This window comes from Mesorhizobium sp. M0701 (assembly GCF_040320365.1).
In the GTDB taxonomy this organism is placed as follows: domain Bacteria; phylum Pseudomonadota; class Alphaproteobacteria; order Rhizobiales; family Rhizobiaceae; genus Mesorhizobium.
Window position 1 is genome coordinate 252,690 of the sequence record NZ_JAMYPO010000002.1, and the last position, 26,059, is coordinate 278,748.

Below are 26,059 nucleotides of genomic sequence, written 5' to 3' on the forward strand. Positions count from 1 at the left end.
TCTCGCAATAATCCAACTCACTTCCCCGAAAGCAGGACATGATGAATTCGAGACCCTCGATCGCCTTTGCCAAATTCGCCGCGCCCAAAAAAGGCAGCGTTTTCGTTCTGGTGGCCGACGAGGGCGGCCTCAGCGATGCCGCCAGGGCTTGCGATCCGGCAAAGACCCTCGAGCGGGCTTTTCCGGTCGCCGACTTCACCGGCAAATTCGCCAGCCTGGTCGAAGTGCTGGCACCGGAAGGGACATCGCTCGAGCGGCTGGTGGCGGTCGGTGCCGGCAAGGGCTCCAATCTCGATGATTACGCCTGGCTGAAGCTCGGCGGCACGATTGCCGCGTCCTTTCGCAAGGCAACCGAAGTGGCCGTCGTGCTCGATCTTCCGGGTGCGGCCGTCAGCGGCAGGCAAGCCGTTCAGCTTGCAGCGGGCATCCTGCTGCGCAGCTATTCCTTCGACAAGTACAAGACCAAAAAGAACAATGGTGACGACAAGCGCGAGCCAAAAAAGCCGGTCAAGGTGACTATTCACACCGCCGATCCGGCAGCTGCAAAGAAGGCCTTCGCCGATGAAGCGGCGGTGATCGGCGGCGTCTTGCTGGCGCGCGATTTGGTCAATGAACCGGCCAATGTTTTGGGACCGGTGGAATTCGCCGCCCGCATCGCCGAACTGGAGGCGCTCGGCGTCACGGTCGAGATCCTGGCCGAGAAGGAGATGAAGAAGCTCGGCATGGGTTCGCTGCTGGGCGTAGCGCAGGGTTCGCCGCGTGGCGCCCGCATCGCGGTCATGCGGTGGGACGGCGGCAAGGCCAAGGAAAGCCCGGTCGCCTTCGTCGGCAAGGGCGTCACCTTCGACACCGGCGGCAATTCGATCAAGCCGGCGTCGGGCATGGAGGACATGAAGGGCGACATGGGCGGCGCTGCTGCCGTCACCGGGCTGATGCACGCGCTGGCCGCGCGCAAGGCGAAGGTCAATGTCGTCGGCATTGTCGGGCTGGTTGAAAACGCCGTCGACGGCCACGCTCAGCGACCGGGCGACATTGTCACCTCGATGTCGGGCCAGACTATCGAAGTGCTCAATACCGACGCCGAGGGCCGCCTGGTGCTGGCCGATGCGCTCTGGTACTGCAACGACCGCTTCCAGCCGAAATTCATGATCAATCTGGCGACGCTGACCGGCGCCATCATGGTCGCGCTCGGCCAGCATTATGCCGGCCTGTTCTCCAACAATGACGAGTTGGCGGACCGGCTGACAGCGGCCGGACAGGCGACGCAGGAGCGGGTGTGGCGCATGCCGCTCGGTGCCGAATACGACAAGCTGATCGATTCCAAGAATGCTGACATGAAGAACATCGGCGGCCGCCATGGCGGCGCCATCATCGCCGCGCAGTTCCTGCAGCGCTTCGTCAAGGACACGCCCTGGGCGCATCTCGACATCGCCGGCACGGCGATGGGCGCGCCCTCCAACGAGATCAACCAGTCATGGGCTTCCGGCTTCGGCGTCAGGCTGCTCGATCGGCTGGTGCGCGATCATTACGAGCAATGAGCGGCTGGGGCGGGACTCCGACAATGTAGACTGAACGCATGGCCGAGATTCTGTTTTATCACCTGACCGAATCGACGCTGGAGGATGCGTTGCCCGGCCTCCTGGAGCGCAGTATCGATCGCGGCTGGCGTGCCGTGGTGCAGACCGGCACCGAGGAACGGCGCGACGCGCTGGACCAGCATCTGTGGACTTTCCGGGACGATTCATTCCTGGCCCACGCAACGGATCGCGAAGCCCATCCCGCCGAGCAGCCGGTGCTTCTGACCGTCGGCCCTGACAATCCGAACCAGGCGCAGATACGCTTCCTGGTCGATGGGGCGGTGCCGCCGGAGCTTGGCGGCTACCAGCGCGCCGTGTTCCTGTTCGACGGTCACGATGCAGCCCAGCTAGAGGCGGCACGCACGCACTGGAAGACAATGAAGGAGGCCGGCCACACCGTGACCTACTGGCAGCAAACGCCCGACCGGCGCTGGGAACGCAAGGCTTAGAGAATTTGCCGGCAAGGGAATCACTGGCGCCGCAAGAGTGCGATGACAAAAAGATGGACCGCCGGCTATTCAGAAGACCGGAGCAAGCCCGATGCCGCCCGATGAACGAACGCCAGGCATGCCGATAGATGCCGCACTTGTTCGCCGGCTGATTGCCGCGCAGTTCCCCAAATGGGCGGACCTGCCGGTAGAGACGGTCGAGCCTGGCGGCTGGGACAATCGCACGTTCCGGCTGGGCGACAGCATGTCGGTGCGGCTGCCGAGCGCTGCCGCCTATGTCGCCCAGGTCGAGAAGGAGCATCGCTGGCTGCCCCGCCTGGCGCCTCACCTGCCTCTGCCGATACCCGTGCCGCTGGCCAAAGGCGGGCCTGGAGAAGGCTATCCATGGCCTTGGTCCGTCTATCGCTGGCTTGGCGGCAGACCGGCGGCTGGTGGATTGATTGCCGATCTTACTGAGTTCGCCTGTTCGCTGGCCGGCTTTCTGGTTGCGCTCTACCGGATCGACGCTGCCGATGGGCCACCGGCAGGGCAGCATAATTTCCACCGCGGTGGCCGGCTTTCGGTCTACGACGCCGAGACCCGAGCCGCGCTCTCGGCGCTCGGCGGCCGCATCGACAAGGCCGCCGCCGAGGCCGTGTGGGCGACGGCCCTTGCCTCGCGATGGCAAGGCCGCCGGTCTGGGTCCATGGCGACGTCGCCTCGGGCAATCTGCTCGTCGAAGATGGCAAGCTCTACGCGGTCGTCGATTTCGGTAGTTCGGCTATCGGCGATCCTGCCTGTGATCTGGTGATCGCGTGGACGGAATTTTACGGCGAGAGCCGTCAGGCGTTCCGCGACGCCATTGCCCTTGACGAGCACAGCTGGGCGCGCGCACGGGGCTGGGCGTTGTGGAAGGCGCTGATCGTCGCTTCGGGACATGACGGCAACCAGCGCGAGGCGGAAAAATCGTGGCGGGTCATCGATGAGGTGCTGGCGGATCACACAAACAGTCGAAGCGGGAAGGCTAATTCAGTCTGAACGCGTCCCGCTCTAATAACGAAAGCATTACTGCCCGCCCATCTCCTTCCTGAACGTATCGAAATCGACCTGCATGCCGTTGAAGATGGTGCTCCAATGGCGGGTCAGCGCTGAAACGGCGACCGCCTCCTGTATCTCCTCGTCGGTGGCGCCGGCGCGCTTGGCGTCCTGCGTGTCCGACCAGATACAGTAGTTGCACGGGATTTGCGCCGCCACCGCCAGCGAGATCAGCGACTTGACCTTCGGCGGCAGCGCCGTCTTGTCGCTGAACTGGATGGCCTTGACCTCGGCCCATGCACCGGGCAGACCGGCTTTCGGGAACTGCTTTACGAAACCGGGCACCCCGCCCATGGTCGACTGGATGTCCTTGACGGCTGCGTCATACTCATCGGCATAAGAAGGAGCTGCAGCCAGCGTCAGCACACAGGTGGCGGCGAGCAGGCAGGCACGGCGGATGGAAGAATGCGTTGCTGAAAGAGTACGATAGGCAGACATGACATTCTCCTCTGGCGTTTGTTGGCCTTACGGTGTAAGGTAGCGTCGAAAATTAACCTTGCAGCGTAAGTTGTCAAGCGGCACCATGGACACATCGATCAAAAAAAAGCGACCGCGCGGCCGGCTGTCTCGCGAGATGATCGAGGATGCCGCTTTGAAGGTGATCGAGAGCGAGGGCCTCGCCGGGTTTTCGATGCGCAAGCTGGCGGCAGAACTCGGCTGCGAAGCCATGAGCATCTATCACCACTTTCCTTCGGTGGCGCATCTCTTCGAAGCCTTGGTGGATCGGCTGATCGGCTCCCTCGAAATGCCCGACGCGGACCTCCCTTGGCGACAAAGGTTACGCATTGCCGTGCAGGATTTCCGCCGCGTCGCGCGTGAGCACCCGGCCTTTGCCACGTTCCTTGTAACCTACCGGATGAATTCGCCGACCTGTCTCACTTGGCTGAACGGCATCCTTGGCCTGTTCGAGGCCGGCGGCTTCGGACCGGAACTGGGGGCGCGGCTGTTCCGCACCACCGGCTATTATCTGATGGGTGCCATCCTCGACGAGACTGCCGGCTATGCAAAGGGGCCTTCGGCCGTGACCATCGTCAGCGACGAGCAACTGGCGCAGGATTTTCCAAAAGTAGCTGCGGCCGGGCGTTATTTCGGCACCGCCGAGTTCGACCGGACGTTTGATCTCGGCCTTGACATGCTCCTGGACGAAATGGAGAACGCCCGCGACTGCGCCAGCGCGCCGAACACCGGGTCTTGACGTCATGCGCTCCCTGTTCGCTCTGATACTGCTCATCGGTACCGGCATCGGCGTCGTCTATCCTTGGGCGATGACCAATTTCTCCGGCCATGAGATCGGCACCTGGCGGGTTTACGACCAGGGCCGGTTCAAGCCGGTGACCGTGCCCCTGAGCGCACGCGACGGGCCGCTACGCGTGCTGGTCGACCTTACGGCGAGAGCCGAGCGCATCGTCTCGCAGCAGCGCACTGTGTTGACCCTCACTGCCGCCACCGGCGGCAGGACGGTGCTCGCCTCGACGCTGCAGTTCAATCACTCCGACAATCCGCGCCAGGTCAGCCCGCAACTGCCGGACAGGATCTTTCGCGACGAGGCCGGCCTGATCCCGACCGTTACCCCTGGTTCCTACATCTTCACCGTCGGTCCGGGCGACGCCGAAGGCATTCCGATGCGGGCCGTCGATCTCGTCCTGCGCTCGGGTGCCGGCGAGGTCGACCGCCGGGCGCGCCCGGTCGGTTTTTCCCTGATGGCGGCCGGCCTGGTCGGGCTGGTACTGGCATTCCGTTTCGGCGGCCGCCGGCCGGAAAATCCAAACTCGCAGCCGCCACCGCCGCGCTGGGGCAGGGGCTCCAATTGAACTATCGCCACGCCTACCACGCCGGGAACTTCGCCGACGTCGTCAAGCATGTCGTGCTCAGCCGGCTGATCGAATATCTGAAGCAGAAGGACAAGGCGTTTCGGGTCATCGACACCCATGCCGGCATCGGCCGCTACGATCTGTCCTCGACCGAAGCGCAAAAGACTGGCGAATGGCAAGGCGGCATCGGCCGGCTGGTCGACGCCGCACTCGATGCGCCGGCGGTGGCACTGCTGGCGCCGTATCTTGAAGCCGTACGTTCGCTCAATCCGGACGGCGGCGTGAAAAAATATCCGGGTTCGCCGTTGATCGCCCGGCACCTGATGCGCAAGCAGGACCGGCTGTCGGCGGTCGAACTGCACCCTAAGGATGCCGCCAGGCTGAAGGCGCTGTTCGACGGCGACTTCCAGACCCGGGTGATCGAGCTCGACGGCTGGCTGGCCCTCGGCGCGCATCTGCCGCCAAAGGAAAAGCGCGGCCTCGTGCTCATCGATCCGCCCTTCGAGGAAGAGGGCGAGTTCGACCGCCTCGTCGACGGACTGCAAAGGGCCCACCGACGCTGGCCCGGCGGCATTTACGCGCTGTGGTACCCGCTCAAGGACCGCAGGGCGGTCGCCGCCTTCCGCAAGGCGCTGAAGCAGACGGGCATTTCGAAGCTGCTCGACATCGGTTTTGAGATCAGGCCGGACGCCGTCGAGCCGAGCCTCGACGGCTGCGGCATGGTGGTGGTCAATCCGCCCTTCACCCTGGAAGGCGAGTTACGGACGCTGCTGCCGGCGCTGCACCGGCTGCTTGCACTTGAGCAGCCGTCGCATTGGACGCTGGACTGGCTGGCGGGAGAGTAGTTGAGGCGCGGCCCTGCCGTTCCGTCAGCGCAACCATCGTCACCACAACCACGGTCGCTACAACCGCTTGACCGCGCGTCAGCGAATCCGCACAGTGCGCGCAGTCGACCTTGAGAGGCTGCCATGACTCGCTTCGCCCAATCCGCCCTTGCCGCACTGCTCGCCTTTTGCACGCCGCTGGCCGCGCCTCTTGGCGTCACCCAGGCAGTCCAGGCGGCCGACCTTGCAATCTATACCGACGAGGATAGCAGCGTCTGCGGCGAGGCCTGGGTGCTGAACAAGATCACCGACCGCTTCTCCTATCAGGTGCATCACGTGCCGCATCTGCCGGATGTGCAGATCGTCGACTTCCAGCGCATCCACCAGCATCGCTATCTGCCGGCCGACGACACCTGGCCGATCGGCCGCCGTTATTGCGGCGCCACCGTCAGCCTCTCCGACGGCGGCGCTCGCACCATCTGGTACCTGATCGAGGAAGGCCAGGGTTTTGCCTCGATCGGCGACAATGTCGAATTCTGCGTCTCGGGCTTCGACCGCTGGATGGTCTACAACGGCCGCTGCCGCGTCCTGCGCTGACCAGCGCCTTCCGATCCCGACGGATTGTTGCGTCACTTAGGTGGTCGAGAAAAGGAACACCTGACGGCCATCAGGATCACGGACGATCACACGTCTGCCCATAGCTGTCGCCTTGACGTCCGCAATGATTCCAAAGCCGTTGGCCTTGGCGGCAGAAGCAGCTTCATCTGCGTTGGCGACTTCGAAGCCGATCATCGTTCCCGCTCCTTCCGGCGTCGTTGCTTCTGCCGGATAGAGTTCGATCGCAAGCCCTTCACCTTGGAACGCGAAATGTATCGGACCGGAGCCATGCTGCTCTTGCCTGAAGACAATTCCGAAATTCGCGTAGAAAGCCGCGGCTGATCTGGGATCAGCCGAAAACCATGTGACAAATGTCAAGCTCGGCAAGGAGGACATTCATACCTCTCTGGTGTTGAGGGTCCAAGGTCGGACGAGGTTGCGAAAATCGTAGACTTCCATGCATGTCAACGCCAACCGACCACATCGATCACTTTGCGGGGAAACAGCACTACATGGATTCGCTTGTTTATACTGTTGCTCTCGGCGCGGTCGTTGCAGGCTTCGTTCAGGGGCTGTCCGGGTTCGCTTTCAGCCTGGTTGCCATGTCGATTTGGGTTTGGACCGTGGAGCCCCAGCTTGCTGCCGCCATGGCGGTCTTTGGGGCGCTCACCGGCCAGATCATCGCCGCCGTCACCGTCCGCCGGGGCTTCGACCTCAGGCTTCTGCTGCCATTCCTGATCGGCGGGATCATCGGGATTCCGGTCGGTGTCGCCATCCTGCCCTTGCTGGATGTGCAGTTGTTCAAGCTGGTCTTCGGAGCGCTGCTGGTCGTTTGGTGTCCCTTGATGCTCTTTGCCCGTCGCCTCCCTCCCATCACGGTCGGAGGTCCTGTTGCAGACGGCGCAATAGGTCTGATCGGCGGCATCATGGGTGGACTTGGCGGCTTCACCGGCCCGGTTCCAACGCTGTGGTGCGTGCTGCGCCAATGGGAAAAGGACAGGCAGCGCATTGTCATCCAGAATTTCAACCTTGTGACCCTCTCCATGACGATGGCCGCCTATCTTGCGGCCGGAAAGATCAGGCTCGAAATGCTGCCGATGTTCGCCGTCGTCGCGCCAGCGATGTTGATACCGACACTCCTTGGCGCGAGACTCTACATCGGCGTTAGCGAGGCGACTTTTCGAAAGATCGTCCTCACACTCTTGGCCGCATCAGGTGCGGCATTGTTGGCATCGTCCTTGCCGCACCTCATAAGCCGGGTTTGAACGACACACAGAAATCCCGACTTCCGCCGTGCCATGCGCTATCGACCGATGCGGCCTGCTCCCGATAGGTAGGCGCAGATCAGTTCGACGAGTTGCTTTTGCAGCTCCGGCGCGGCGAGCATGTTCCGGCGTGCCGCGTTGTGGATCACACCTTCGATCGCTGACGATAGCATGCGCGCCACGGTCTCCATGTCGGCGCCTTTCCTTGGCTTGCGATAAGTGGCGACAGCAGTCGCATAGTGATTGAGGTATTGTGCCTGGAACGAAGCATGGGCGGCCCTGGAGCTGCGATCGCCCGGCGCCTCGTCGAGCAGCACCTGATGTAGTGTCGGGTGAATGCTGTGCGCGGCGATCATGCCGCGCACCAGCTCCTGCGCGAATTTCCTGAGCGGCTTTTGGTCTTCCGCCGAATCGCGAATGACCGACAGCACATGATCGAAGTGACGGCGCCGGACGGCAGCGAGCAGGGAAAGCTTGTCGGGAAAGTACTGGTAGAGCGTGCCGATGCTTACACCTGCTGTCTCGGCAACCTTGTTGGTGGTGAAGCCGGCCCAGCCCAGCCCGCTCAGAACATGAGCCGCCGCCTCGATGATCGCCTCGACGGTTGCCCTCGAACGCGCCTGGCGCGGCTGTTTGCGCATGCGCGGATGCGGTTTTGCAATGCGAGTAGACACGTTCGCCCATTCTCCTGAAAATATAAACAACATACTCGCATTTCCGGAAAAAAGGACACCGACCATGAATGCGCTCGCTCTGCTTCGCAGCCTGTTTGCCTATCAGGCCTGGGCTAATGACGAACTGCTGGAAAAGCTGGCGAGTCTCGACCCGCATGTTCACGGCAAGGAACGGCAGGCCGTGATACGGCTCGTCGATCACAGCCATGTGGTGTCGCGGATATTCTCGGCGCACCTTGTTGACGCAAGCCATGGCTACTCCGCCGACACCACCGAGGACACGCCGGCGTTCGACGAACTTCGCGCCGCGGTCGCAGCGACCGATCGCTGGTATCTCGATTATCTCGAAACCGTTTCGTCGCGGCAGCTGTCCGAGCCCGTCGCATTCGTGTTCACCGACGGGGATAAGGCATTGATGTCGCGACAGGAAATGCTGACCCACGTCGTACTGCACGGCGGCTATCATCGCGGTGAAGCGGGGCGCATCCTGGCGCAGATTTCGGTCATGCCGCCATGGGATACCTTCGCCGTCCATCTCCACAGGGCCGAGCCTTCGCGCCGGCTGCAGATGAGCCGTGAGCCGCTCGGCGCCTGAACGGCCGAGCGCTTTCGATCGCGGTCGGCTCGACCGGATCTATCGAGCGATATCCTGTCCTTCAGAAATGCGAGCTGTCCGCTTACTTTCATCGCGTCGTGCAAGATAGTGCAGCGGCGTGCTCGTCGCGTTGCTTCCTACTTACCTGTAGTTTATCGTTTCGGACAAGACGAGGCGGGCGACCGCCTTCGCTCTTGACAATGTTCGCGCCGAGCGTCGGACGTTGAAGCGCAAAGCTGGTCGAAAAGGTCCTGAGCTTGACGAGAAGACCGGTCGAGATAGAGCGACCAGAATTTCTGCCGCAGAACTTCGCTGCGGGACACAAAGATTCGCAGCCGGTTTTTGCGCGGGTAAAATGGTCGCGCGCTCGCCGTAACCGAAACTTAAGCTACAAAAATCATTCTAATGCTTCGCTGGCTAGCAAGCCGCGAGTCAGATATGCAATGCGCGCCGGGTCAATAACGGCCGTCGGCACAACGGAAGGGGCATGATATGGCTAAGCAGTCATCCAAAGCGCCGGCATCCAAGGCACCGGCAAAGTCACCGGCAAAGAAAGCACCGGCAAAAGCAGCCGCGGCAAAGGCCGCAACTGCTGTGAAGAAAGCAGCACCCGCTGCCAAAGCGAAGGCCGCTGCGCCTAAGGCAAAAGCAGCGCCGGCCAAAAAGCCGGCCGCTAAGGCCGCGGCAAAACCAGCCGTGAAGAAAGCAGCACCTGCCAAGGCAAAAGCAGCACCGGCCAAGGCTGCACCGGCCAAGAAGGCGGCACCGGCCAAGAAGCCGGCTGCAAAGGCCGTGGCGAAGCCCGCTGCGAAGAAGGCAGCACCGGCAAAGGCCGCCGCTGCGAAATCTTCTGCAGCAGTGAAGAAAGCAGCGCCCGCGGCCAAGCCGAAGGCAGCGCCCGCAAAGGCGAAGGCCAAGAAGTAGTCGCGGTCCTGCTGTCGCAGGGGACAGTACTCAAGACAGCCAGGGCGGGATGCCGGACAGGCGCCTCGCTTCTTGGTTGACAGTCGGGCAGGACAGAAAGAGGCGGGAGGAAGACGTCTTTTCGCAGCTCCCAGGACTTCGCCATGCGGCGAAGTCCGGTGGGATTTTCGTGGCTGCCAAAACCAACCTTCGGTGCAAGGCCGAGTTGGTAGCTAATCGGATTTGGATTGTCCGACCCGCTCGCGTCTGCCGCACTGCGGCTTATCACATCGCGATTGACGTCGAGACAATGGTTATACGCTGGCGGCGCGGTTTTCCGCCTCTGGCCGTTGATGAACCCTGCATGATCGGTCAACAGTGCCCACGCACGAGCCCCTGTCGGAATCGATTTTCGGTAAGGGTCATGCGCGAAGTCACAATGCTACCGCGTCCTTTTGCGCGTCCAATAGGACGTATGGAGCTGTAGCCGGCAAACAGGAATCGACAATGCCCAGACTGCTCTACGCGTCTACTTCCCCCTACAGTTCCAAGGTGCGCATGGCAGCACTTCATGCCGGCATTGCGGTCGATCTCGTGCCGATAAAGACCGAGGAAAGGCCGGCAGAACTGATCGGCGCCAATCCGCTCGGCAAGATCCCGGTGCTGGTGCTCGATGACGGCCGCTCGGTCCACGACAGCCGCGCCATCACCCAGCATCTCAACCGGATGTCGAAGAACGCATTGTTTCCGCGCAATCCCGACAAGCGCCTTGAGGCGGAGGTGCTGGAGGCATTGGCCGACGGCATCTGCGACTGCGCGCTGTCGATGGTCTATGAGCGGCGCACACGGCCGGAAGAGATGGTCTACCAGCCTTGGCTCGAGCGCCAGTGGACGAAGATTTCGGACGCGCTCGATCTGCTCAACGCGAACCCGCCGAAGCTGCCGAAGAAAATCACCCTCGGCCCGATCGCATTGCGCGCCTGCCTCGGCTATCTCTCGCTGCGCTTCGCTGGAAAATGGGAAAAGGGCCGCGGCCGGCTGACGCGCTGGGCGGCACGCTTCGACGAGAAATTCCCGGAGCTGAAGCCCGCCATCCCGGCTTGAGGGCGGGCGGCCTCAACCGGTGCCACAAAAAAAGCCGGGCGCGAGGCCCGGCTTTTTCGTGTCGTGGCTTGGACGACTTAGAACTTCATACCGACGCCGAAGGTGACGCGATTGTCGGTCGACTTGACCTTGCCGATACCGTCGAAGTCCTTCCTGCCAAAGTCCGTGTAACGATACTCGACGCGGCCGAACACATTGTCGGTGATCTTGATGTCGGTACCCACGCCGGCTGTCCAGCCAAACTGCGTGTTGGTGTCGCTTACGCCGGCAGCTTCAATCTTCTGGTTCTTCAGCGCGCCACCGGCGGTGCCGTAGAGCAGGATGTCCGGGGTGACAGCGTAGCCGAGGCGGGCACGCAGCGAGCCCTCGAAGCCACCCTTGGCCTCGATGCCGGCATCGTCGCCCTTGACGCCGTTGTAGCCGATATCGGCTTCGGCACCGTAGACGAAGTTCTCCTGCTGCCAGTTATAGCCGCCGAAGACGCCGCCGACAAAACCCTTGGTGTCGACGTCGACGCCAATGTCTTTGGCTTTGGCGTGGCCAGCGAAGCCGTAGCCGACGCTCACACCGGCATAGGGACCGGCCCAGGATGCGACCGGAAGTTCTGCGATCGGGGCAGGTGCCGGCGGCTCTTCCTGAACCACGTCCGCGGCATAGGCGGTTCCGCCGAGGGCGAACAGCCCAAACGCCACCGCGAGCGGTCGCGCAAATTTAAGATTGGCTTGCATTGTTCTTTACTCCTTAAGCCACAGGACACAGGCTTGTTTTTTCATGAGCGCCCTCAACCCGTCCGGGGGGTGAAACGGATCCGGCGTTCAACGGTTCCAAATGTCGTGTCGAAATGCGGCTGAAGCGAACCTGAACTTGGGTCATTACCTGGCACGAATGAGGCAGAACCTTGACGTTGCATCTTCGCAACAGCGAATGTCAGCAGGTTCGCCGTGCTGCACTGCACACGGCTTGGTGTAAGGGCTCCAGCGCCCTATATTGCGGGCGGGCTGGCCCGAATTCCGGTCGAGCCAAAACGCCCACCGGCCACTTTGCCACAATCTTGCCCCAGGTGGAAATGGGATTTAACGCTTGGCGGGCCATAATTTGCCGGGGCGATCCCGGCAGGTCGGAATCGGCATCGGATTAAGGATTGACAGATGAGCAAGGTCGCCGCGACGGCACTGGTGACGGGCGGGGCGAAGCGGATCGGCAGGGCGATCGTCGAGGATCTTGCCGCGCATGGTTTTGCCGTCGCCATTCACTGCAATCGCTCGCTGGCCGAGGCGGAGGCACTGGCGGCCCAGATCAACAGTGGTCATTTTGGTCGACATGGCCGGGCCGCAGTGGTTGCTGCCGACCTGACCGAGATGGACGCCGTCGGCGACCTAGTCGGTCGCGCGGCGGCGGCGCTCGGGCCGGTGTCGCTGCTGGTCAACAACGCCTCGCTGTTCGAGCACGACAGCATTGAGGATTTCGACTGGCCGGCCTGGGATCGCCATTTCGCCATGCATGTCAAGGCGCCGGCGCTGTTGGCACAGACTTTCGCCCGGGCCTTGCCGCAGAACAGTGAGGGGCTGATCGTCAACATGATCGATCAGCGCGTCTGGCGGCCGACGCCGCGTTATTTCTCCTATGCGCTGTCGAAGTCGACCTTGTGGGCGGCGACCGAGATGATGGCGCAGGCGCTGGGTCCCCGCATCCGTGTCAACGCCATTGGTCCTGGCCCGACCTTGAAGAACACGCGTCAGCACGACAGCGATTTCGATGCCCAGATTGCCGGGCTGATCCTGAAACGCGGCCCGGAATTGCCGGAATTCGGTGCCACTATCCGTTATCTCTGGGCGGCACGCTCGGTCACCGGCCAGATGATCGCGCTTGACGGCGGCCAGCATCTTGCATGGCAGACGCCCGATGTGACAGGCATGACGGAATGAGCCCCATGGACCAGAAACAAAAAACGCGCGGTGGCGCCGACGACCTGCCGCCCGAAATCGACCTTGAGGACGAGGCGGCCGAGGAGGTCGTCGAGCCTGCAGCCAGCGGTCCGGACGTTACCTTCACCGCCATCGACTGGACCCCGCATGCCGGCGACGCCGACGGCATGGTCGGCGCCGAGGTGATCCAGACGCTGGTAAAGCGGCTGCCCAATGCGCCCGGCGTCTACCGCATGATGAATGCCGCCGGCGACGTGCTCTACGTCGGCAAGGCACGCAGCCTGAAGAAGCGGGTCACCAGCTACGCGCAAGGCCGGTTCCACACCAGCCGCATCGGCCGCATGGTGCGCGAGACGTCGACCATGGAGTTCGTCGTCACCCGTACCGAGATCGAAGCGCTGCTGCTTGAAGCCAACCTCATCAAGCGCTTGCGGCCACGCTTCAACGTGCTGATGCGCGACGACAAGTCGTTCCCCTATATCCTGTTGACCGGCGACCATGTCTCGCCCGGTATTTACAAGCACCGCGGCGCGCGCTCGCGCAAGGGCGACTATTTCGGCCCCTTCGCCTCGGCCGGCGCAGTTGGCCGTACCATCAACTCGCTGCAGCGCGCCTTCCTGCTCAGGAGTTGCACCGACTCCTTCTACGAGAACCGCACCCGGCCTTGCCTTTTGTTCCAGATCAAGCGCTGCGCCGGCCCGTGCACCGGCGAAATCTCGCACGGCGACTATGCAAGGCTTGTCGCCGAGGCGAAGGATTTTCTCTCCGGCCGCAGCCAGAAGGTGAAGACGGAGATCTCCGCCGCCATGCAGCAGGCTTCGGAGAACCTCGATTTCGAACGCGCCGCCATCTATCGCGATCGGCTGGCGGCGCTGTCGCATGTGCAGAGCCATCAAGGCATCAATCCGCAGACCGTCGACGAGGCCGATGTCTTCGCCATCCATCAGGAGGGCGGTCAGGTCTGCATCCAGGTGTTCTTCTTCCGCACCGGCCAGAACTGGGGCAACCGCGCCTATTTTCCCAAGGCCGATCCGGCGCTCGAAGCCGGCGAGGTGCTGGGATCGTTCCTGGCGCAGTTCTACGACGACAAGCCGACGCCGCGCACCATCCTGTTGTCGCATGGCGTCGAGGACCAGGAATTGCTGGCGGAGGCCCTCTCCACCCGCGCCGGCCGCAAGGTGTCGATCTCCGTGCCGCAGCGCCGCGAGAAGAAGGACCTGACCGACAACGCGCTGCAGAACGCGCGCGAGGCGCTCGGCCGGCGGCTCGCCGAAACCTCGACCCAGGCGCGGCTGCTCACTGGCTTTGCCGAGACCTTCGGCCTGGAAAAACCGCCGGTGCGCATCGAGGTCTATGACAACTCGCACATCATGGGCACCAACGCCGTCGGCGCCATGGTCGTCGCTGGGCCGGAAGGTTTTGTGAAGAACCAGTATCGAAAGTTCAACATCCGCTCGACCGAGATCACGCCGGGCGACGATTTCGGCATGATGCGCGAGGTGATGCAGCGGCGCTTTTCGCGGCTGTTGAAGGAACATGGTGACGCCCCGCAAACCGAGGGCGCGGACGAGGCGAGCCCTACCGAACCGGGCGACGATATCGAGGACGCGGGCGGCTTCCCCGCCTGGCCCGACGTCATCCTCATCGACGGCGGCCAGGGCCAGATGACGGCGGTGCGCAAGATTCTCGCCGATCTCGGCATCGAGGACCGCGTCGTGGCCATCGGCATCGCCAAGGGTCAGGACCGCGATGCCGGCCGCGAACGCTTCTTCGTCAAGGGCAAGGCCCCATTCTCGCTGCCCGTTCGCGATCCGGTGCTCTATTTCGTCCAGCGGCTGCGCGACGAAGTCCATCGCTTCGCCATCGGTTCGCACCGCGCCCGCCGCAAGAAGGAGATGGTCAAGAGCCCGCTCGACGAGATCAGCGGCATCGGCCCCGGCCGCAAGCGCGCGCTGCTGATGCATTTCGGTACGGCCAAGGCGGTCAGCCGTGCCGCCGTCGAGGACCTGGTCAAGGTCGACGGCATTTCGGAGCAGGTGGCGAAATTGGTCTACAATCATTTTCACGAGAGCTAAGACCTATTGCCGATATTTCGGCTGGCTAATCGATTCTGGCCTGTTGACCCCCCACATTCGCTTCTGATTTGACTAAGCAGGCAGAAAGAGTTCCCAAAACATGTCCCAGCGCGCGTTCAACCTGCCCAACATGCTCACTTACGCCCGCATCCTGGCGGTGCCGCTGGTGGTGCTGTGCTTCTTCCTGGAAGGGCATCTGAAATCGAGCGACTTCGCCCGCTGGTCGGCGCTCATCATTTTCCTGCTCGCCTCGATCACCGATTACTTCGACGGCTATCTGGCGCGCGCCTGGCAGCAGACCTCCAACATCGGCAAGATGCTCGACCCGATCGCCGACAAGCTGCTGGTCGCCACTTGCCTGCTGCTGCTTGCCGCCGACACCGACCGCCATGCCGGCATCGCCGGCTGGTCGCTATGGGCGGCGATCATCATCCTGTGCCGCGAGATCCTGGTCTCGGGCCTGCGCGAATATCTGGCGGCCTTGAAGGTCTCGGTGCCGGTGACGCAGCTCGCCAAATGGAAGACCACCATCCAGATGATCGCCATCGCCTTCCTGCTTGCAGGTCCCGCCGGCGACAAGATCTTCCCGCTGACCACCCAGACCGGGCTGGTGCTGCTGTGGATCGCAGCCCTGGTGACGCTCTACACCGGCTACGACTATTTCCGCGCCGGCCTCAAGCACATCATGGATGAATAAAATGTCGACGAAGCTCATCTATTTCGCCTGGGTGCGCGAGCGGATCGGCAGACCGGAGGAAGAGGTCGAACTGCCGGCCGGCATCGAAACGGTCGCCGACCTGTTGCGCTGGCTGAAATCGCGCGGCGAGGAGTACGAGAACGCGCTGCAATATCCTGACGTGATCCGCGTCGCCATCAACCAGGAACATGTCGAGCACCGCGAGAAGATCGCCGGCGCGCGCGAGATCGCGCTGTTCCCGCCGATGACCGGTGGCTGAACCATGTCCGCGGTGGTGCCGGTCGTGCGCATCCAGGCGGAGGATTTCGACGTCGCCGCCGAGATCGCCAGGCTGACCAGGGGTCGCAACGATATCGGCGCTGTGGTGACCTTCTCCGGCCTTTGCCGCGACGAGCAAGGCAGGCTCTCGGCGCTCGAGCTCGAACATTATCCCGGCATGGCGGAAGCCGAGATATCCCGCATCGCCGGCGAGGCAATCGATCGCTGGCCGCTGCAGGGGCTCACCGCGATCCATCGCCACGGCAAGATCGCGCCCGGCGAAAACATCGTGCTGGTAGTGGCGGCTTCCGCCCACCGGCAAGCGGCGTTCGAGGCCGCGAATTTCCTGATGGACTATTTGAAATCACGCGCGCCGTTCTGGAAAAAGGAACACCATAGCGACGGTTCCGAGGGCGGCTGGGTCGACGCCAAGGATGCCGACGACAAGGCGGCGAGCCGCTGGAAGCAGCCGCCGTCCGAATAAATCCCGCGACAGCCATTCATTGACCGCAATCCTGCGAAACCCTTGGCCGGAAGGGGAGCAGGATCATGCTGGACAGGATCGCCGAGTTCTTCATCTTCGGACTGGTGCCGCTGGCCGTCGGCATCCTGGCCGTCCCGGATCGTTCCGCGGCTGCCGAAAAGACCCTCAAGGGCGAGGTGATGTATCGCGAGCGCATCGCGCTGCCGCCCAATGCCGTGCTTTCCGTGCAGCTTGCCGACGTGTCGCTGGCCGACGCGCCGGCCGCAATCATCGGTGAGCGCAAGGTGGTGCCGGCCGGCCAGGTGCCGATCAAGTTCGAGATCAGCTTCGATCCGCAGGTGATCCGGCCTGATATGACCTACGCGCTGCAGGCGCGCATCACTGTCGACGACCGGCTGCTGTTCGTCACCGATGCGCGCCACCAGGTCGACCCGCTCAGCGACGCGCCACAGACCATTATGCTGAAAATGGCGGCGCCGAGCGATGCGCCGGCGGCAGCCTCGGTGTTCGGCCAAAGCTGGCTGGTCGAATATATCGACGGTGTCGGCGTGATTGCCGAGCCGCGGGCGACATTCCGCATCAGCGAAGCCGGCAAGGCCGGCGGCAGCGGCCCTTGCAACGTCTATTTCGCCACTGCCAGGGTAGACGGCTCGACGATCGCCATCAGCGACATCGGCTCGACCTTCAAGGCCTGCGCGCCTCAGGTCATGGTCGAGGAAAAGGCGCTGTTCGAGGCGCTGGCCAAGGCGGCATCCTACCACGTCGACGCCGGCAAGCTTGTCATCATTGACAGCGGCGGCCGCGACATTCTGCGCTTCAACGCCGCGAGCTAGCGCATCACCCAAGCCGATTACTCTCTGCGGCAGCTGCATGCCGATCACGTTGTGTTTCAGCGGGAATAGGCCGGGCAGGGGGCGCGTTAGTTCCACATAAAATGGCGGGTAAGGCAAACGGGACGTTTGTCCCTTCGTTGAAGCCGCCAGAATGGCTGCGGCTCGTTCTGGCCTTAACTCAAAGGAGTCCAGACATGAAAACGCACACGCTTATCCTTGCCGCCACCGGTGCATCGCTCCTTGCCTTTACCGGCCTTGCCAAGGCGGACGACCATCTCGTCAATGCTCTTGACCACGGTCTCAAAGCGGAGAGCCAACCGTTCCAGACCAACAAGGCCGGCCATAGCGGCGATCTCGCACCGGGGCAGGGCAGCCCGTTTTCAGGTGAAGAGACCAAGACCCCGTCCACCGACACGGAAGCGGCGAACGAACATGCGAACGTGAAGGAACGCCAGGCGAAATAGACCGGCAGAACCCGCCGCTAGGGGGCGGCGGGCGACATGTATCGGGCGACGATGCCGCATTTCATGCGATATTTCTCAATTCGTCGCGAGTTTGAATACCGCGCCATAGTGATAGGGCGGCACATCAACCAGCTCGGCGAGCTTGAACCCGCTCGCTTCCACCGACGCGGTGGTCTGTTCGGGTGACAGCCTCAGCTCGGTCTTTGGCCCGCGCGGCTCACCCAGGACCGTGGTCTGCTCGCGCGGATACTGGTGCCAGTTGACGATGGCAAAACGACCGGCAGGGCCAAGCGTCGCGCGCACGGCGCGGGCAAGCCGCGGCCGATCCGGAACGCCGTGGAAAGCGTTGGCGATAAAGACGAAGTCGACGGTTTGAGGCACCAGCCTGGCGAGTTCATAGGCGTCGCCCGCCAAAAACTCGCAATTGCTCGCGCCTCCTTCGGCCAGCCGGCGCCGGGCGACTTCGAGCAGATCGGCATCGAGGTCGATCGCAATGACCTGACGGGCGACCCTGGCGATTGGCAGAGTGAACCAGCCGTCGCCGCAGCAGAGATCGACCACGTCCGTGCCGGGCTTCATGCCGACTGCCGCCAGGACACTGGCAGGCTCGGGCCACAGCGCTTCCCACCAGCCGCTGGTTGGCATTTCGGTGCCTTGGAAGAAACCGGGAATGGTGCTGGTCATGGCCTGGTCGGCTCCATTGTCGGGACCGCGTTTGATCCGCCCCTCCGAGCTTAACGCACCCGTGACCCGTCGAGGAGCCTGAAGCTGAAAATGTCCGCTACTGCATGTCGCGCAAAAGTGTGCAGCGGTTTTGCGATAACGACACGCATCAAGACAAGAAACCTAAAGCGCGTCGCATGAGGCCGGTCGAACGCGACGCGCTTCAGAAAAAAAGGCCGGCGTTGCGCCGGCCTCTTTGATGGAGTTCGGGATGCCAACTCAGCCGACGATCTCGGTGTCCGAGAACCAGTATTTGATCTCCTGCGCGGCGGTTTCCGGCGCATCGGAACCATGCACGGAATTCTCGCCGATCGACAGCGCGTGCAGCTTGCGGATGGTGCCTTCGGCGGCGCTTGCCGGATTGGTGGCGCCCATCACTTCGCGGTTCTTGGCAATGGCGTTCTCGCCTTCCAGTACCTGCACGACTGTCGGGCCCGACGACATGGATTCGACCAGCTCGCCGAAGAACGGACGCTCCTTGTGGACCGCATAGAAACCTTCCGCCTCGCGGCGGCTCATCCACACCCGGCGCGAAGCGACGACGCGCAGGCCGGCATCTTCCAGTATCTTCGTGATAGCGCCGGTGAGATTGCGACGGGTCGCGTCCGGCTTGATCATGGAAAAGGTGCGTTCGAGCGCCATGGGATCGTCCTTGTGATGGAGAGTGGAATTGAGGGTGGCGGGCTCTATACAAGCCGCCCGCCGCCTTGCCAAGTGGAGGCCGGCGCGGCGCGCATTTCTGCGCTGGGGCGGCGGACTTTCAAGTCGAACCATGCCGCCGCTCCATCTTTTTGCTGAGCATCGGATTTTCCAGAAACCGTACTCACTTTGGGTCCGATCGACTGGCCGCCCTATAGCGCGTCGTCGTCAGCCTGAGACTACGTCGTCATAACTGCATCTCAATCGTCAGGTTGGCCGTGTCGCCAGCCCCGAGGCCTTCGCGGACCCGCACCGCAGTCTTGATCGGCAAGAGCAGACTGCCGGATTTCTTGTCGGGAAACAGCGATGTCCGCCATCTGGTCTGGCCGACGACGGCTTCCACGCCAAGCGAGCCCCAGGGCCTTGCCATCCCCAGCATCGCCGTCTTGATCCGGGCTCCAAGCTCCGGCGGCAGCGTCACGAAATGCCAGCCGCCCTTGCCCGGATAGACCCAGATCTCGGCCTGCACGTCGCAGCGAAACATTCAATGCCCTTCCTCAGATCAAGGCCGTGACGACTGGCCTTGCCACGGTCTCTTGTTGGCGATGCTGACGATCGGCGAAATCATCCAGAATATCCTTTCTGCCCTGCAAGGGAGGAGCGCAAAGAGGATGGCAGCGCCGCCGTTGCACTACCGCCTTATCACGATCGAAGCGCGCCGGACCTCCCAGCCTTCCCGTTCCAGTTCCGGCACGCTGTGGTTCTCGCTGGGGTAGCCGACGCAGAAATAGCCGATCAGCGTCCACTCCGCCGGCACGTCCATGATCGTCGCCACCTCGGCCGGATCGAGGATCGAGACCCAGCCCATGCCTATTCCTTCGGCGCGCGCCGCCAGCCACATCGTGTGGACCGCCATGACAGCGGAATAGTCTATGGTGGCTGGCATGGTCAGGCGGCCAAGCCCATGCCCTTGCTCGGTTGCGCGGTCGGCGAAAACCGCAAGCTGGCAGGGCGCCTCATTCAGGCCGGCAAGCTTCAGGCGCGAATACAGGGCGGCGCGTTCACCGCAAAAGCTTTGGAGTGCCTCCGCGTTGCAGCGCTCGAAGCAGGCCCTGACGGCGGCGCGGCATGCTTCGCTCTCGGCGACGACGAAGCGCCAGGGCTGGCTCAGCCCGACGGACGGTGCGGCGCTGGCAAGCTCGAGCAGCCGCTCCAGCGCTCCATCGGGGAGCGGCATCGGCTTGAACCGCCTGACATCGCGCCGCCACAGGAAGAGATTGGCGAGCCCAGCGCGAAAATCGGCCGGGAAATCTGGGTTTGCGGTCATGGCGCGCTGCCTTTGTTGTGATTGCCTGGTTCGCCGGATGTTCGTCTTGTTTGCTTCGATCCAGGCGCTGATGAGGCGCTTCGAGCGACACTTCGTCTACCCGCATTGTCGCATTTCGCCGGCTGGCAACTTTCAGCTAAGGCCGGACGACGTCCCTGCCGGCAACGCAGTTGGACCTCGATCGGCAAACAAAACCCGCCTCGGCAAGCCGGGCGGGTCGTCGGTACGAATCAGCACCATACCCAAATTAGTAGCATAGCTGCCGGCACAAAGCAAGAACAAAATGTGGCGCCTCCGATGAAAACTGCCGATTTCAACTCTCGAGGCGGGAGATCGCTGCCGCCACGACGTTGCGGCCGAGGCCGCCATGCAGATCGAGGCATCGTTCGAACCATTGCGCCACGACGTCGCCGTCGTCGAGCAGCCGGTAGGGCGTGGCGATGCGCGCCCATTGCAGCGCGCCGAAGACGATGTAGTCGGCAAACAGCGCCGACCGGCCGCCGATGAACGGCTGATAGCCAAGCATCGAGCGCAGCGGCTCCAGCGAGGCGCGGAAGCCGGCGAGCCCGGCGTCGCGGGTGGCGTAAACCGCCTCCAGGCGCTTGCCGAAGCGCTGCTCGCGGTTCTGCCGGAAATAGGCGGCGTTCGCCTCGTCCTGCATGGCGTGCAGGTCCAGTATCGCAGCGGTGGTGACGTAGGGATGGATGGTCAGCTGCGACCAGCGTTCGATGAAGCGCGCCGTCGCCTTGCCGCCGTCGCCGGAAAACAATGTCGGGCGCTCAGGATAGGCCTCCTCGAGATAGAGCGCGATCGCGAAGGAATCGGCGACCACCGTCTCGCCGTCGCGGATCACCGGAACGAGCTTCGAGACGCCGCCTTCCACCTTCGGCACTTCGAGGAAACGGGTCGGCTCGCTGGTGATGTCGAGCCCTTTGTGGGCCAGCGCCATCGCCGCCTTCCAGCAATGTGGGCTGAATGGGCGGGCGGCGTCGCGTCCGACAAGGTCATAGAGCAGAATGGTCATTGGCGGCAGCGTCCTTGCAGTCTAACTATGCCCGAAACAGACCCGCGCAGGGGGTCTCGCAGGTCGAGAGAAAATGAAACAGCATTTCAGGATGTTTGCGGCCTACAATCAATGGGCCAACGGCCGCATCTACGATGCCGCCGCCGATCTCGACGAGGAAGAGTTCGACCGCAATGTCGGCGCCTTCTTCGGTTCGATGATGGGAACGCTCAACCACCTCCTGGCAGCCGACCGTATCTGGATGAAACGCTTCACCGGCGAGGGCGACGCGCCGGCAAGGCTCGACACGGTCCTGCACCGCGCCTTGCCAGGCTTGCGGCTGGCGCGCGAGGCCGAGGACAAACGGATCATCGACTGGGTCGACGGCCTGAGCGACAAGGCGCTGTCGGGCCGCTTCTCCTACATGACCGTCTCGGATATGCGCACCGTCTCGCAGCGGCTGGCGCCGGCGCTCGACCACTTCTTCAACCACCAGACCCACCATCGCGGCCAGGCGCATGCGATCCTGACCATTCTGGGCAAGCCAAGCCTCGGACTGGACCTGACGATGTTCCAGCGCAGCGAGGAGGGCAGGGCCTTCGCCTGAACCTGGGGCGGCTGGTGAAGCGGACGGTGGATAGAGGACGATCTGCCGAGATTGCAAAACGCGCCAAAACATTTTATGGAGCGCACGGTCGTGAGGGCGGCCGCTTCAGCAGCATTCAGCAGCAACAGCGAGAATTGGCACGCATGCCCAATGAACCCTTGCGCCTCGTGGCGTTCTTCGCCGTGGTCCTGGCGCTCCTCAACTCCGGTTATTATTTCCACCAGGGCGACATCGTCGCGACCATCTATTTCATGATCGGCGCCATTCTTGTGACCGCGGTCACCCGGATGAGCATCAGAAGGCAGCTGATTTAGGACCGATCTCCTTATCTGGCCGCCATCTCGACGGCTGGTTCGCTTCGACTGCGATCGAATTGAAAGCAAAGTCTTAGGACTTCGTTTGCGCTGTTGCTTCAAGGTAGCCGGCTGAAGCAGGAGCAAAAGCATGCAGATCGATTTGTCCCCGACGAGCTGGGGCAGGGTCGTGGCGGTTACCGTCGCGGGCACGGCGGTCTGCATTGCAGCCGCGTTCTTCGTCGATTCCTTCAATTTCCCGTATTTGTCGCCGGAAGCGCTGTGGCGGGCGCAGCTCACAGACCTGCTGCTGCCGCTTGTCCTGGCCAGCTCGTTCTTCTTCTTCCTCATGTGGAAAATGCGCCAGCTGGCGATCGCGCAGAAGGTACTGGCCGTCGTCGCGGCGACCGACAGCCTGACGGCGGTATTCAACCGGGGTGCATTTTCCATGCTCGTCGAGGCCTATCTCGAACAGGCCCGCAGCCATTCCGTCGTAAATGCCGGAGCCTTGCTGATCGTCGATGCCGACCATTTCAAATCCGTCAATGACCGCCTCGGCCACGACTGCGGAGACCAGGCGCTCAAGCTGATCGCCAGGACAATCCAGGGCCAGCTACGCGGCGCCGACATCGTCGGCCGGATCGGCGGCGAGGAATTTGCGGTTTTCCTTCCCGGCGCGGATCCTTCGCAGTCCTGGCTGGTGGCGGAGACAATTCGCCGGCGCGTCCGTGAGGCGGAGTTCACGCCTGGCGGCCGGCCCTGTCCTCTCACGGTCAGCATCGGCGGCGTCGCCTTCAGCGGGCCGACCACCTACGCCGAGATGTTCGTGGTGGCGGACAAGCACCTTTACAAGGCCAAATCGAACGGCCGCGATCAGGTCAGTTTCGAAACCGCGGCAGCGGGCGACCCGCCGGGCGGCGGCCCGATGACGGTCCATTGATGGTCGTTTCTGTCAGGCGGCGTAGCCGCCGAGGCCCCGGGCGACCGGCTTGACCGAGACTGCCGGCTGGGCGGCCGGCCAGAGGATGCCTGCCGTTACGGCAAAGGTGATCAGGGCGTCGCGTGCCGCTTCGGCCGAGATCTCGCCGGCACGTGCCGCCTCGCAGGCCTTCACCGCGGCGCCATAGCTCAGCCGGCGGCGCGAAGGCGGGAACTCGGTGAGGAATTCGTGCATCTCGGAGAACGAAGCGATCGTACGCTTGTAGCCGGCGCCAACGGTTAGGGCGACCGGGGTGGAAAACGTCCTGTCGTGCATTCTGGCCTCTCGAATGGGCGGAGGTCACGGCGGACGCCGTTCTCCGGTCTGGGGGTCGGGCAGAAACGCGGATCACGGCGCGAGGTTCCATGTTGCCGGTATTGTTTTTTCGCCGGCTCCGGGAGCGGTCGCCGGGCGAGCAGCGCCGACGTCGAGGCGGGTGCCTATTTCCACATGCCGCGCATGCGGGCGCCGAGGTCGACACGCACCTGCGGCTGGCGGCGCGGATCGTCCGGGGCCTGGACGCTGGCCCAAGCCACCTGTTCGAAGGCGCCTAGGATCGAGCGCGGGATGAAGCGCGTGCGCGAGGCATAGACATGGCGGTCGCCGCGCGCCGCCTGGCCGTGGACGAAAAAGCGATGCGGCATGACCAGGTGCAGGCTGTCCTTGGCCCGCGTCATCGCCACGTAGAGCAGCCGCCGCTCTTCGTCGACGTCCTCCTTGCTGCCGACGCCGAGATCGATCGGGATGCAGCCGTCGACGGTGTTGAGCACGAAGACGTTCTTCCACTCCTGGCCCTTGGCCGAATGGATCGTCGACAGGATCAGATAATCCTCGTCGCGGTGCGGCGGGCCGGCCTCGTCGCTGGTCGCGTCCGGCGGATCGAGTGTCAGCTCGGTGAGGAAGCGCTCGCGCGACGCATAGCCGGAAGCGATCTGCTCGAGCTGCAGGAGATCGGCCCGGCGCGTCGTTGCATCCTCGTGGATACGTTCCAGATGCGGCTCGTACCAGAGCCTGACCTGTTCGATGTCGGCCGGCCATTTTTGCGCGCCGGCGCGCAGGCCGCTATAGAGCGCGACAAAGCCCGGCCAATCGTCGGCGGCACGCTGCGGCGGCCGATAGCGGGCAAGCCCCATCGTCTCGTCAAGCGAATTTGCCATGGTCTCGACGATCGCATTGGCGGCCGAAGGGCCGATGCCCGGCAGAAGTTGCAGCACGCGAAAGCCGGCGACGCGGTCGCGCGGGTTTTCGGCAAAGCGCAGTACAGCCAGCAAGTCCTTGACGTGAGCTGCATCGAGAAATTTCAGCCCGCCGAACTTGACGAAGGGGATGTTGCGGCGCGTCAGCTCGATCTCCAGCGGGCCGCTATGGTGGGAGGCGCGAAACAGCACCGCCTGTGCTTTGAGAACGGTTCCGGCCTCGCGTTCGGTGAGTATCGCCTGGCAGACATAGCTCGCCTGCTCGGTCTCGTCGCGCACGCTCACCAGCTTCGGCTTTTCCGCAGATTTGCGCTCGGTCCAGAGATTTTTGGTGAAACGTTCCGACGCTTCGCCGATTACCGCATTGGCGGCCGCCAGGATGGTCTCGGTCGAGCGGTAATTGCGCTCCAGCATGACGACTTCCGCCGGCTGCGCGAACTGCTTGGGAAAATCCAGGATATTGCGCACTTCCGCGGCGCGGAACGAATAGATCGACTGCGCGTCGTCGCCGACCACCGTCAGCCCCGATCCGTCGGGCTTGAGCGCCGTCAGGATCGATGCCTGCAGCCGGTTGGTGTCCTGGTATTCATCGACCAGCACATGGTCGAAACGTGCACCCAGATGCGCGGCGATTTCCGGCTCGCCGGCCATCTGCGCCCAGTAGAGCAGCAGGTCATCGTAATCGAGCACGTTCTGCGCCTGCTTGGCCTCGACATATCGGGCGAACAATTGCTTCAGCTGTTCGGCCCAGCCGGCGCACCACGGGAACACCGAACCCAGCACCTCGCCGAGCGGCGCCTGTGCGTTGACGGCGCGCGAATAGATCGCAAGGCAGGTGCCCTTGGTCGGGAAGCGGGCTTCGGTCTTCGAAAACCCAAGCTCGTGGCGGGCGAGGTTCATCAGGTCGGCGGAATCCTCGCGATCGTGGATGGTGAAGGCCGGATCGAGGCCGATCTCCAGCGCATAATCGCGCAGCAGCCTGGCGCCGATGCCGTGGAACGTGCCGGCCCAGCTCAGCGCATCGGTAATCACCGAGGCATCGCGCCCCAGCACCTCGCCGGCGATGCGCTCGACCCGCTTGGCCATTTCCGCTGCGGCACGGCGCGAAAATGTCATCAAAAGGATGCGGCGCGGGTCGGCACCCCTGACGATCAGATGCGCGACCCGGTGCGCCAGCGTGTTGGTCTTGCCGGAGCCGGCGCCGGCAATCACCAGCAACGGTCCGGCGATCTTGCCGTCGCCATGTTCGACGGCAAGCCGCTGCTCGGCGTTGAGCTTCGCCAGATAGGCCGGCTGGAAGGACGAATCACGGGCGGCGAGGTTCATCGCCCATCAAGCATCGTTTCTGCTTTGTTCGCAACGGTTTGCGGAGCCGGAATAGGGCCCGTGAGCGAAGAAGCCTTGCGGGCAGGCCTGTCGACTAACGCTCGGGCTCGACGCCCATCCTTGCCGATTGCCGCCGTAGCGCCTCGCGATCGTCCTGTGGCGGTGGCAACAGCAGCGGATCGAAATCGTCGGGCACCTCATCGATCACTTTCTTGGCGACGCGATAGGCAACATAGACGATTGCCCCGGCGATGAGCAGACGGATCATGCCATCCTCCATTGATTGTGGAGCAACCGGAGACGCGGCATTTTGTTCCCAGGCCCCTGGCGAATGCAGGAACGACACCGGCCGCGCAA

Annotated in this window: 32 protein-coding genes and 1 pseudogene; 20 read left to right on the top strand and 13 right to left on the bottom strand. The window is 63.2% G+C overall.

Translation table 11 applies throughout. From position 1 onward, the window contains the following. Positions 1 to 41 precede the first annotated feature (41 nt). The 3 genes and pseudogenes from NKI24_RS03415 (at position 42) to NKI24_RS03425 (ending at position 3,043) form a co-directional block, all read left to right on the top strand. On the top strand, positions 42 to 1,538 hold the full coding sequence (locus NKI24_RS03415) for a leucyl aminopeptidase (RefSeq protein ID WP_352453235.1): 1,497 nt from the start codon (positions 42 to 44) through the stop codon (positions 1,536 to 1,538). Positions 1,539 to 1,576: 38 nt separating this feature from the next. Then, complete coding sequence (locus NKI24_RS03420; RefSeq protein WP_023719810.1) at positions 1,577 to 2,026, top strand: DNA polymerase III subunit chi; 450 nt, start codon at positions 1,577 to 1,579, stop codon at positions 2,024 to 2,026. 91 nt (positions 2,027 to 2,117) lie between these two features. After that, positions 2,118 to 3,043, top strand: a pseudogene (locus NKI24_RS03425) (aminoglycoside phosphotransferase family protein). Between the two features lie 27 nt (positions 3,044 to 3,070). Here the strand turns inward: NKI24_RS03425 and NKI24_RS03430 are convergent. After that, the gene (locus NKI24_RS03430) at positions 3,071 to 3,538 is read right to left on the bottom strand and encodes a carboxymuconolactone decarboxylase family protein (RefSeq protein WP_352743353.1); all 468 of its coding nucleotides are present in this window, start codon (positions 3,536 to 3,538) and stop codon (positions 3,071 to 3,073) included. A gap of 85 nt (positions 3,539 to 3,623) precedes the next feature. On the opposite strand from NKI24_RS03430, the gene NKI24_RS03435 reads away from it, so the two are divergent. The 4 genes from NKI24_RS03435 (at position 3,624) to NKI24_RS03450 (ending at position 6,332) form a co-directional block, all read left to right on the top strand. Next, a complete protein-coding gene (locus tag NKI24_RS03435; protein ID WP_352743355.1) occupies positions 3,624 to 4,295 on the top strand; it encodes a TetR/AcrR family transcriptional regulator in 672 nt (223 codons plus the stop codon). 4 nt (positions 4,296 to 4,299) lie between these two features. Then, positions 4,300 to 4,911: a hypothetical protein gene (locus tag NKI24_RS03440; RefSeq protein WP_352743357.1), complete on the top strand. Its 612-nt coding sequence runs from the start codon at positions 4,300 to 4,302 to the stop codon at positions 4,909 to 4,911. Beyond that, a complete protein-coding gene (locus tag NKI24_RS03445; RefSeq protein ID WP_352680759.1) occupies positions 4,908 to 5,756 on the top strand; it encodes a 23S rRNA (adenine(2030)-N(6))-methyltransferase RlmJ in 849 nt (282 codons plus the stop codon). The genes NKI24_RS03440 and NKI24_RS03445 overlap by 4 nt, the downstream gene beginning before the upstream one ends. A 123-nt stretch (positions 5,757 to 5,879) precedes the next feature. Continuing rightward, a complete protein-coding gene (locus NKI24_RS03450; RefSeq protein ID WP_352743360.1) occupies positions 5,880 to 6,332 on the top strand; it encodes a hypothetical protein in 453 nt (150 codons plus the stop codon). Positions 6,333 to 6,368: 36 nt separating this feature from the next. Here NKI24_RS03450 and NKI24_RS03455 read toward each other — a convergent pair whose 3' ends face one another. After that, the gene (locus NKI24_RS03455) at positions 6,369 to 6,728 is read right to left on the bottom strand and encodes a VOC family protein (protein ID WP_352680757.1); all 360 of its coding nucleotides are present in this window, start codon (positions 6,726 to 6,728) and stop codon (positions 6,369 to 6,371) included. Between the two features lie 116 nt (positions 6,729 to 6,844). Here NKI24_RS03455 and NKI24_RS03460 point away from each other — a divergent pair, with 116 nt between their 5' ends. After that, positions 6,845 to 7,597: a sulfite exporter TauE/SafE family protein gene (locus tag NKI24_RS03460; RefSeq protein ID WP_352743363.1), complete on the top strand. Its 753-nt coding sequence runs from the start codon at positions 6,845 to 6,847 to the stop codon at positions 7,595 to 7,597. A 38-nt stretch (positions 7,598 to 7,635) separates the two neighbouring features. Here NKI24_RS03460 and NKI24_RS03465 read toward each other — a convergent pair whose 3' ends face one another. Further along, positions 7,636 to 8,271: a TetR/AcrR family transcriptional regulator gene (locus NKI24_RS03465; RefSeq protein WP_502901425.1), complete on the bottom strand. Its 636-nt coding sequence runs from the start codon at positions 8,269 to 8,271 to the stop codon at positions 7,636 to 7,638. Between the two features lie 64 nt (positions 8,272 to 8,335). Between NKI24_RS03465 and NKI24_RS03470 the strand changes: the two genes are divergently transcribed. Continuing rightward, positions 8,336 to 8,866 carry a DinB family protein gene (locus NKI24_RS03470; RefSeq protein ID WP_352457640.1) on the top strand — a complete coding sequence of 177 codons (531 nt, stop codon included), beginning with the start codon at positions 8,336 to 8,338 and terminating at the stop codon, positions 8,864 to 8,866. Between the two features lie 455 nt (positions 8,867 to 9,321). Here the strand turns inward: NKI24_RS03470 and NKI24_RS03475 are convergent, their stop codons facing one another. Further along, positions 9,322 to 9,621, bottom strand: coding sequence for a hypothetical protein (locus NKI24_RS03475; RefSeq protein ID WP_352743365.1), 300 nt, complete (start codon positions 9,619 to 9,621; stop codon positions 9,322 to 9,324). Between the two features lie 655 nt (positions 9,622 to 10,276). Between NKI24_RS03475 and NKI24_RS03480 the strand changes: the two genes are divergently transcribed. Next, positions 10,277 to 10,873 carry a glutathione S-transferase family protein gene (locus NKI24_RS03480; RefSeq protein ID WP_352743367.1) on the top strand — a complete coding sequence of 199 codons (597 nt, stop codon included), beginning with the start codon at positions 10,277 to 10,279 and terminating at the stop codon, positions 10,871 to 10,873. 77 nt (positions 10,874 to 10,950) lie between these two features. On the opposite strand, the gene NKI24_RS03485 is transcribed toward NKI24_RS03480, so the two are convergent. Beyond that, positions 10,951 to 11,601 (bottom strand): outer membrane protein, encoded by a 651-nt coding sequence (locus tag NKI24_RS03485; protein WP_292662341.1) that lies wholly within the window; start codon positions 11,599 to 11,601, stop codon positions 10,951 to 10,953. A 420-nt stretch (positions 11,602 to 12,021) separates the two neighbouring features. Between NKI24_RS03485 and NKI24_RS03490 the strand changes: the two genes are divergently transcribed. The 7 genes from NKI24_RS03490 to NKI24_RS03520 all read left to right on the top strand — a co-directional run bounded on the left by NKI24_RS03490 (position 12,022) and on the right by NKI24_RS03520 (position 17,609). Then, positions 12,022 to 12,798, top strand: coding sequence for an SDR family oxidoreductase (locus NKI24_RS03490; protein ID WP_352743369.1), 777 nt, complete (start codon positions 12,022 to 12,024; stop codon positions 12,796 to 12,798). Continuing rightward, positions 12,795 to 14,873 (top strand): excinuclease ABC subunit UvrC, encoded by a 2,079-nt coding sequence (gene uvrC, locus NKI24_RS03495; RefSeq protein ID WP_352452952.1) that lies wholly within the window; start codon positions 12,795 to 12,797, stop codon positions 14,871 to 14,873. Before NKI24_RS03490 ends, uvrC begins: the two co-directional genes overlap by 4 nt. A 100-nt stretch (positions 14,874 to 14,973) precedes the next feature. Continuing rightward, positions 14,974 to 15,570: a CDP-diacylglycerol--glycerol-3-phosphate 3-phosphatidyltransferase gene (pgsA, locus tag NKI24_RS03500; protein WP_023719790.1), complete on the top strand. Its 597-nt coding sequence runs from the start codon at positions 14,974 to 14,976 to the stop codon at positions 15,568 to 15,570. A 1-nt stretch (position 15,571) separates the two neighbouring features. Further along, positions 15,572 to 15,829, top strand: a complete 258-nt coding sequence (moaD, locus tag NKI24_RS03505; RefSeq protein ID WP_023677674.1) for a molybdopterin converting factor subunit 1 — start codon at positions 15,572 to 15,574, stop codon at positions 15,827 to 15,829. A gap of 3 nt (positions 15,830 to 15,832) precedes the next feature. Continuing rightward, positions 15,833 to 16,312 (top strand): molybdenum cofactor biosynthesis protein MoaE, encoded by a 480-nt coding sequence (locus tag NKI24_RS03510; protein WP_352452953.1) that lies wholly within the window; start codon positions 15,833 to 15,835, stop codon positions 16,310 to 16,312. A 65-nt stretch (positions 16,313 to 16,377) separates the two neighbouring features. Then, complete coding sequence (locus NKI24_RS03515) at positions 16,378 to 17,145, top strand: YbaY family lipoprotein (protein WP_352452954.1); 768 nt, start codon at positions 16,378 to 16,380, stop codon at positions 17,143 to 17,145. A 194-nt stretch (positions 17,146 to 17,339) separates the two neighbouring features. Further along, complete coding sequence (locus NKI24_RS03520; protein WP_352452955.1) at positions 17,340 to 17,609, top strand: hypothetical protein; 270 nt, start codon at positions 17,340 to 17,342, stop codon at positions 17,607 to 17,609. A 75-nt stretch (positions 17,610 to 17,684) separates the two neighbouring features. On the opposite strand, the gene NKI24_RS03525 is transcribed toward NKI24_RS03520, so the two are convergent. The 5 genes from NKI24_RS03525 to NKI24_RS03545 all read right to left on the bottom strand — a co-directional run bounded on the left by NKI24_RS03525 (position 17,685) and on the right by NKI24_RS03545 (position 21,322). After that, positions 17,685 to 18,293 carry a class I SAM-dependent methyltransferase gene (locus NKI24_RS03525; RefSeq protein WP_352743373.1) on the bottom strand — a complete coding sequence of 203 codons (609 nt, stop codon included), beginning with the start codon at positions 18,291 to 18,293 and terminating at the stop codon, positions 17,685 to 17,687. 258 nt (positions 18,294 to 18,551) lie between these two features. Continuing rightward, positions 18,552 to 18,974, bottom strand: coding sequence for a nucleoside-diphosphate kinase (gene ndk, locus NKI24_RS03530; RefSeq protein WP_023677669.1), 423 nt, complete (start codon positions 18,972 to 18,974; stop codon positions 18,552 to 18,554). A 244-nt stretch (positions 18,975 to 19,218) separates the two neighbouring features. After that, positions 19,219 to 19,515 (bottom strand): DUF1905 domain-containing protein, encoded by a 297-nt coding sequence (locus NKI24_RS03535; protein ID WP_352743375.1) that lies wholly within the window; start codon positions 19,513 to 19,515, stop codon positions 19,219 to 19,221. Positions 19,516 to 19,662: 147 nt separating this feature from the next. After that, positions 19,663 to 20,298, bottom strand: a complete 636-nt coding sequence (bluB, locus tag NKI24_RS03540) for a 5,6-dimethylbenzimidazole synthase (protein WP_352743377.1) — start codon at positions 20,296 to 20,298, stop codon at positions 19,663 to 19,665. A 313-nt stretch (positions 20,299 to 20,611) separates the two neighbouring features. After that, positions 20,612 to 21,322, bottom strand: a complete 711-nt coding sequence (locus tag NKI24_RS03545; RefSeq protein WP_352452960.1) for a glutathione S-transferase family protein — start codon at positions 21,320 to 21,322, stop codon at positions 20,612 to 20,614. A gap of 73 nt (positions 21,323 to 21,395) precedes the next feature. Between NKI24_RS03545 and NKI24_RS03550 the strand changes: the two genes are divergently transcribed. The 3 genes from NKI24_RS03550 (at position 21,396) to NKI24_RS03560 (ending at position 23,141) form a co-directional block, all read left to right on the top strand. Continuing rightward, positions 21,396 to 21,908 (top strand): DinB family protein, encoded by a 513-nt coding sequence (locus NKI24_RS03550; RefSeq protein WP_352452961.1) that lies wholly within the window; start codon positions 21,396 to 21,398, stop codon positions 21,906 to 21,908. A gap of 14 nt (positions 21,909 to 21,922) precedes the next feature. Beyond that, positions 21,923 to 22,222, top strand: a complete 300-nt coding sequence (locus NKI24_RS03555; RefSeq protein WP_156937369.1) for a hypothetical protein — start codon at positions 21,923 to 21,925, stop codon at positions 22,220 to 22,222. Between the two features lie 130 nt (positions 22,223 to 22,352). Continuing rightward, positions 22,353 to 23,141: a GGDEF domain-containing protein gene (locus NKI24_RS03560; protein ID WP_352452963.1), complete on the top strand. Its 789-nt coding sequence runs from the start codon at positions 22,353 to 22,355 to the stop codon at positions 23,139 to 23,141. A 12-nt stretch (positions 23,142 to 23,153) separates the two neighbouring features. On the opposite strand, the gene NKI24_RS03565 is transcribed toward NKI24_RS03560, so the two are convergent. The 3 genes from NKI24_RS03565 to NKI24_RS03575 form a co-directional block, all read right to left on the bottom strand. After that, entirely contained in the window at positions 23,154 to 23,456 is a 303-nt protein-coding gene (locus NKI24_RS03565; RefSeq protein ID WP_352452964.1) for a DUF982 domain-containing protein, read from the bottom strand. Between the two features lie 164 nt (positions 23,457 to 23,620). Continuing rightward, positions 23,621 to 25,702, bottom strand: a complete 2,082-nt coding sequence (locus NKI24_RS03570) for an ATP-dependent helicase (RefSeq protein WP_352743380.1) — start codon at positions 25,700 to 25,702, stop codon at positions 23,621 to 23,623. Positions 25,703 to 25,796: 94 nt separating this feature from the next. Then, positions 25,797 to 25,970 carry a hypothetical protein gene (locus NKI24_RS03575; protein WP_023677660.1) on the bottom strand — a complete coding sequence of 58 codons (174 nt, stop codon included), beginning with the start codon at positions 25,968 to 25,970 and terminating at the stop codon, positions 25,797 to 25,799. Positions 25,971 to 26,059: the final 89 nt, after the last annotated feature.